At 71.0% G+C, this 5,832-nt stretch carries 6 protein-coding genes; 1 reads left to right on the top strand and 5 read right to left on the bottom strand.

Annotated features, from left to right (window positions below):
- Positions 1-45: 45 nt before the first annotated feature.
- Together ABDW35_RS30655 and ABDW35_RS30650 are read right to left on the bottom strand one after the other, a co-directional pair.
- Positions 46-1,572, bottom strand: coding sequence for an AbgT family transporter (locus ABDW35_RS30655; RefSeq protein ID WP_343717634.1), 1,527 nt, complete (start codon positions 1,570-1,572; stop codon positions 46-48).
- 2 nt (positions 1,573-1,574) lie between these two features.
- Positions 1,575-2,732 carry an amidohydrolase gene (locus ABDW35_RS30650; protein WP_343717633.1) on the bottom strand — a complete coding sequence of 386 codons (1,158 nt, stop codon included), beginning with the start codon at positions 2,730-2,732 and terminating at the stop codon, positions 1,575-1,577.
- 115 nt (positions 2,733-2,847) lie between these two features.
- Between ABDW35_RS30650 and ABDW35_RS30645 the strand changes: the two genes are divergently transcribed.
- On the top strand, positions 2,848-3,750 hold the full coding sequence (locus tag ABDW35_RS30645; protein ID WP_343717632.1) for a LysR family transcriptional regulator: 903 nt from the start codon (positions 2,848-2,850) through the stop codon (positions 3,748-3,750).
- 1 nt (position 3,751) lies between these two features.
- Here ABDW35_RS30645 and ABDW35_RS30640 read toward each other — a convergent pair whose 3' ends face one another.
- The 3 genes from ABDW35_RS30640 to ABDW35_RS30630 form a co-directional block, all read right to left on the bottom strand.
- On the bottom strand, positions 3,752-4,627 hold the full coding sequence (locus ABDW35_RS30640) for a M23 family metallopeptidase (RefSeq protein WP_343717631.1): 876 nt from the start codon (positions 4,625-4,627) through the stop codon (positions 3,752-3,754).
- An 83-nt stretch (positions 4,628-4,710) separates the two neighbouring features.
- A complete protein-coding gene (locus tag ABDW35_RS30635; RefSeq protein ID WP_343717630.1) occupies positions 4,711-5,382 on the bottom strand; it encodes a protein-L-isoaspartate(D-aspartate) O-methyltransferase in 672 nt (223 codons plus the stop codon).
- 11 nt (positions 5,383-5,393) lie between these two features.
- Entirely contained in the window at positions 5,394-5,678 is a 285-nt protein-coding gene (locus tag ABDW35_RS30630; RefSeq protein ID WP_343717629.1) for a hypothetical protein, read from the bottom strand.
- Positions 5,679-5,832 lie beyond the last annotated feature (154 nt).

Raw genomic sequence — 5,832 nt, 5'->3', positions numbered from 1 at the left:
GCGGCGAGGTAGCAGGACGGGGCGGCCGGCGCCGCCCCTCCCCCCTCAGTTCAGAAACAGCCCGACACCCGGGGCCAGCGGCAGGCCGAGTTCGATCCACAGCACCAGGAAGGCGGTCCAGGCGACGAGAAAGCCGATCGAGATCGGCAGCGTCATCGCCGCCAGCGTGCCGATGCCGGCATCCTTCTGGTAGCGCTGCAGGAAGGCCAGGCAGACGGCGAAGTACGGGCTCATCGGCGAGATCACGTTGGTGACCGAATCCGAGATGCGGAAGGCGGCCTGGACCAGCGCCGGCTCCAACCCCACCAGCATCATCATCGGCACGAAGACCGGCGCCATCAGCGACCATTGCGCCGAGCCGGAGGTGATGAAGACGCTCATCACCATCGCCAGCAGGATGAAGGCCAGCACCAGCGGCGTGCCGCCCAGCCCGCCGGTGTCGAGCAGGTGCGAGCCGTGGATGGCGATCCATTCGCCGAGATTGGTCCAGCGGAACCAGGCCAGGAACTGCGAGATGGCGAAGAACAGCACCAGGGTCGGCGCCAGCTCCTTCACCGCCTCGGCCATGAAGCCGGCGACGTCGCGGGCGCTCTTCACCTTGCCGACCGCGGCGCCATAGACCCAGCCGAGCGTCAGGAAGAACACCGCCAGGATGGCGACGATGGCGTCGAGGAAGGGCGACGGCACCAGCCCGCCCTGCTCGTTGCGCAGCGGCGACCCGGCGGGCAGCACCGCGGCCAGCACCACCGCGAGGAAGGCCAGCGCCACCCAGCCGACGCGCTTCAGCGCCCGGCTCTCGACCTGGCCGATCGGCTCCAGCTTCAGCACCACGTCGCCGGTGTACCGGCCGGCCAGCGGCTCGACGATCCGTTCGATCACCAGCGTGCCGACCAGCGACAGCAGCACCGCCGAGCAGGCGATGAAGTAGTAGTTGTCGAGCGGCGAGACATAGGCCTTCGGGTCGATCGCATGCGCGGCGCCGGTGGTGATGCCGGACAGGATGATGTCGACCGGGGTGATGAACAGGCTGGCATCGTAGCCGGCGCCGACCGCGACATAGCCGGTGACAGCGCCGACCAGCGGGTTGCGCCCGACCGCCTGGAAGATCATCGCCGACAGCGGGATCAGCACGATATAGGCGGCGTCGGACGCCATGTGGCTGCACATGCCGACCAGGAAGATGACAAAGGTGGTCAGGACCCGCGGCGCCTTGATCACGCTGACCTGCATCAGGCTGGCGATCATCCCGACCTTATCGGCCACGCCGATCGCCAGCATGATCACCAGGATGACGCCGAGCGGCGGGAAGTTGACGTAGTTCTTGGCGATTGAGGCCAGAGCGAAGACCAGGCCGTCGCCGGAGATCAGGCTCTGGACCGCGATCTCCTTGCCGGTCTTCGGGTTGATGCCGGCGGCGCCGCCCATCGCCATCAGCCAGGACAGCACGGCGACGACGGCGCAGAGGATCAGGAACAGCAGGAACGGGTGCGGCAGGCGGTTGCCGGCGCGCTCGATCAGCGCCAGGAAACGCTGCATCCAGGAGCGGTCTTCGGCGTGGGAGGCAGTGGTCATGGTCAGCGGCCTCCCAGGCGGCGTTCGGCGATGGCGGTGAACATGCCGGCGGCGACCGGCAGGATCTCGTCGCGGTAGTCGTAGCGGGGATGGTGCAGATAGGCGCTGTCCTCGCCGTTGCCGACGAAGAAGAAGCAGCCCGGCACCCGCTCCAGGTAGAAGGCGAAGTCCTCCGCCCCCATGGTCGGCAGCGCGTCCATGCGGCCGGAGCGGTCGGGGCCGACCATGTCCAGCGCGGTCGCCAGCACGAAGTCGGTCTCGGCGGCGTCGTTGACCACAGAGGGGATGCGCATGCTCTGCTCGATCGTCGCGGTGGCGCCATGCGCCTCGCAGGTCTGGGCGATCACCCAGCGCAGCTCCTGGTCGATCCGCTCATAGGCGGCGGGCGACCCGTCGCGGGTGTTGATCGCCAGCGTCGCCGCCATCGGGATGATGTTGTGGCTGTTGCCGCCATGGAACTGGGTGACCGTGACGACGCCGGACTCCAGCGGCGACAGCCGGCGCGACACCACGCTCTGCAGCGCCTGCACCACGGCGGTGCCGACGAAGATCGGGTCGATCGCCAGGTCCGGCCGCGAGGCGTGGCCGCCCTTGCCGGTGATGGTGACCTCATAGAGCGAGCTGCCGCCCATGGTCGGGCCGGTCTTGGCGAAGACCCGGCCGAGCGGATAGGCAGGACGGTTGTGATAGCCGTAGATGGCGGCGACGCCGTCCAGCACCCCAGCCTCGATCATCCGGGCGGCGCCGAGCCCGCCCTCCTCCGCCGGCTGGAAGAGCAGCTTGATCCGGCCGGAAAGGCGCCCGGCCATGCTGGCCAGGCCGCCCGCGGCCAGCAGCAGCGAGGCGGTGTGCCCGTCATGGCCGCAGGCATGCATCTTGCCGGGGGTCTTCGAGGCATAGGGCAGGCCGGTGTCCTCGAGGATCGGCAGCGCGTCCATGTCGGCGCGGAGGGCAATGGTCGGCCCCGGCCGGCCGGTGTCGAGCAGCCCGACCACGCCGGTCTCGGCCACCCCGGTCTCGACCGCGTAGCCGAGGCCGCGCAGCCGCGACGCCACCAGGTCGGCGGTGCCGCGCTCCTCGTATTTCAGCTCGGGGTTCGCATGCAGATGCCGGCGGGTCGCCACGGCCTCCGCGATCGCCTCGGGCGAGAAGCTGTCCATTGCCGTCCCTGTCCAGGTTGTCGTTCGTCCTCCCTGGTAGGAACGCGGCCCGCATGCCACAAGCATCATAATTCGCACAACGCGTTGCCGCTTCGGCAATGGAGGACAGGACGGCATGCACAGCATCGCGCTGCGGTATTTCCTGGAAGTCGCCCGGACCGGTTCGATCGCGGATGCGTCGAAGCGGCTGAACGTGGCCGCGTCGGCCATCAGCCGCCAGATCGCCAAGCTGGAGCGCGAGCTGGGGGCCGAGCTGTTCGAGCGCCGGCCGCGAGGCATGGTGCCGAGCGCCGCCGGCGAGATCCTGGCCGCCCATGCCCGCCGGTCGATGCTGGACGGCGAGCGCGCGGCGGCCGAGATCCGCGAGCTGCAGGGCCCGCATCGCGGCCATGTCCGCTTGGCCAGCTTCGAGGGCTTCGGCCTGGATGTCCTGACGCCAGTGGTGGCGGCGTTCCGGCGCGACCATCCGGGCGTGACCTTCCATCTCTGGATCGGCACCTCGGTCGAGATCGCCGAGCGGGTGCGGGATGGCGAGACCGACATCGGCGTCAGCTTCAACCTGGCGCCGCCGCGCGGCACCGCGGTGGAGCGGATGATCCGCCGGCCGATGCACGCGCTGATGCCGGCGCATCACCCGCTGGCCGGGCGGCAGAGCCTGACCCTGGCCGATACCCGGCCCTACCCCGTCGCCTTGCCGGATCCCGACCGCACCCAGCGCCAGCTGATTGACGCCGCCTGCAACCTGCAGGGGCTGGCGCTGGAGCCGGTGCTGTCGACCAACTCGATGGCCGCGCTGCGCCGCTTCAGCGACATCGAGGGCTGCATCCACTTCACCAGCGCCATCCGCGACCCCGGGCGGGTGCAGCTGGACGGCTTCGTCGCGGTGCCGGTCGCCGATGAGAGCATGACCGACAGCACGCTGCACATCCTGACCATGGCCGGCCGCACCCTGCCGGCCGCGGTCCGGGCCTTCCTCGACGCCCTGCTCGCCGAGCTGGCGCCGGTCGAGCGCCCCTAGCTCACTGCAGATACTGCTTCGGGTCGACCGGCGAGCTGTTCTTGCGCACCTCGAAATGCAGCTGCGGCTGGTCGACCGCGCCGGTCTGGCCGACCGTGCCGATGGTCTGGCCGGCGCCGACCTGATCGCCCTTCTTCACCGACAGCGACGCGGCATGGGCGTAGGCGGTGACCAGCCCGTCGCCATGCTGGATCAGCACCAGGTTGCCGTAGCCGCGCAGCTCGTTGCCGGCATAGGCGACGACGCCGGGGCCGGCCGCCTTGATCGGCGTGCCGGCCGGGGCGGCGATGTTGATGCCCTGGTTCGGCTTGCCGGCCAGCGGCGCGTTGAAGCCGGCGATCACCGAGCCGGTGACCGGCCAGGCGAAGCGGCCGCCCTTGGCCGCGGTCTGCGGCGCGGCGGCCGGCGGCGGCACGGTGGCGCTGGCCACCGGCGGCACCGTCGTCGCCGGCACCGAGGGCGGCTTGGGGATGATTGAGGTCGGCGCGCCGGTCGTCGGCGCCACCGCGGTCGAGCCAGCGGGCGGGGCGGTGCCCGGCACCGCCGGCGGCACGGCGCCCGGTGTCACCGGCGCGGCGGCGCCGCCCGGCGGCGGCAGGCGCTGCACCGACAGCCCGCCGCCCGCGGCCGGGGGCACGGTGTTGAGCGGCGCGCCGCCCACGGCCGCGCCGCCGACCGCACCGGTCACGACGGTGCTGGTCGAGGGCAGCGTGATGGTCGGCGCCGGCCCGGGCGCCGAGCCCGGCGCGCCCGGCAGCCGCAGCGTCTGCCCGGCCTGCAGCGCATAGGGCGGCTGCAGCCCGTTCAGCGCGATCAGCGCCGGCATCGACACGTCGTAGCGGCGGACGATGGCGAGCACGTCGTCGCCCGGCTGCACCTGCGCGGTGGCGGGGCGCTGGGTGACCTCATCCGCGCTGGGCGGAACGTTGCAGGCCGCGAGCCCCGCGGCGGCGAGGGTCGTCAGTAGGATGGGCCGGAGCCGCCATCCTCCCCGTCGGGAAGATCCGGCAGCAAAGGCACGAAGCGAACTGGCCACAGATCCTCCCGCTCCAATCCGGTTTCGGTCCGCGTGAAGCGGACCACGCGCTGGTTCCGCTTCTCGTCCCCCATGGGAATCACGATTATACCACCGATCGCCAGTTGGTCCGTCAGCGCCGGGGGCGGCAGGTCGCCGCGATGGGCGGCGGTGACGATGACGCGGTCGAACGGCGCCTGCTCCGGCCAGCCCTTCATGCCGTCGCCCCAGCGCGCGGTGATGTTGCTGATGCGCATGCCGGCGATCCGCTCCAGCGCCAAGTCGAGCAGCGGCTTGTGCCGCTCGATGGTGTAGAGGCGGCGGCAGATCCGCGCCAGCACCGCGGCCTGGTAGCCGGAGCCGGTGCCGATCTCCAGCACCTTGTGCCGGTCGCCGACCTCCAGCGCCTGGGTCATCAGCCCGACCACCATCGGCTGGCTGATGGTCTGGCCGCGGCCGATCGGCAGGGCGATGTCCTCATAGGCCTGGTCGAGGAAGGCGTCGGGCACGAAGGCCTCGCGCGGCACCCGCTCGATCGCGCCGAGGACGCGATGATCCGTGATCCCCGACCGGCGGAGATGCATCAGCAACCGGATCAGCCGTGGTTCGGCGATCATGGGCGACAGCCCTACTTGGCGAACGCGCCGCGCAGGGACTGGATCGCGGCGGCGTGGTTCAGGTCGAGATGCAGCGGCGTCACCGTGATCCGGCCCTCGGCGATGGCGGAAACGTCGGTGTCGGTGCCCTGCACCGCCTCCTCCGTCCGGCTGGTGCCGATCCAGAAATAGGTGCGGCCGCGCGGGTCCAGCCGCTCCTCCAGCACGTCGCCGATCTTGCGCAGCCCGTGCGGCACCACGGCGATGCCGGTGACCGCGTCCGGATCGACCGCCGGGAAGTTGACGTTGACCAGCACCTGGTCCGGCCACTCGGTCGCGATCGCCTTGCGCGCGACCTCGGCGCCCCAGCGGGCACCGAAAGGACAACCCGCCGCGAAAGCCCAAGGTTGGCCAGCGCAGTATCGGTTGCGGCGCTGAAACCGCCGCCGTCCGGGGAGACCATAACCTGAT

Origin of the sequence: Inquilinus sp. (genome assembly GCF_039594555.1) — a bacterium.
GTDB lineage: Bacteria > Pseudomonadota > Alphaproteobacteria > DSM-16000 > Inquilinaceae > Inquilinus.
The sequence above is the reverse complement of the archived record's forward strand: the minus strand, read 5'-3'. Positions and strand labels throughout refer to the sequence as shown.

Coding starts and splice junctions, on each gene's coding strand:
- ABDW35_RS30655 (WP_343717634.1), bottom strand. CDS start 1,572: ATGACCACTGCCTCCCACGCCGAAGACCGCTCCTGGATGCAGCGTTTC.
- ABDW35_RS30650 (WP_343717633.1), bottom strand. CDS start 2,732: ATGGACAGCTTCTCGCCCGAGGCGATCGCGGAGGCCGTGGCGACCCGC.
- ABDW35_RS30645 (WP_343717632.1), top strand. CDS start 2,848: ATGCACAGCATCGCGCTGCGGTATTTCCTGGAAGTCGCCCGGACCGGT.
- ABDW35_RS30635 (WP_343717630.1), bottom strand. CDS start 5,382: ATGATCGCCGAACCACGGCTGATCCGGTTGCTGATGCATCTCCGCCGG.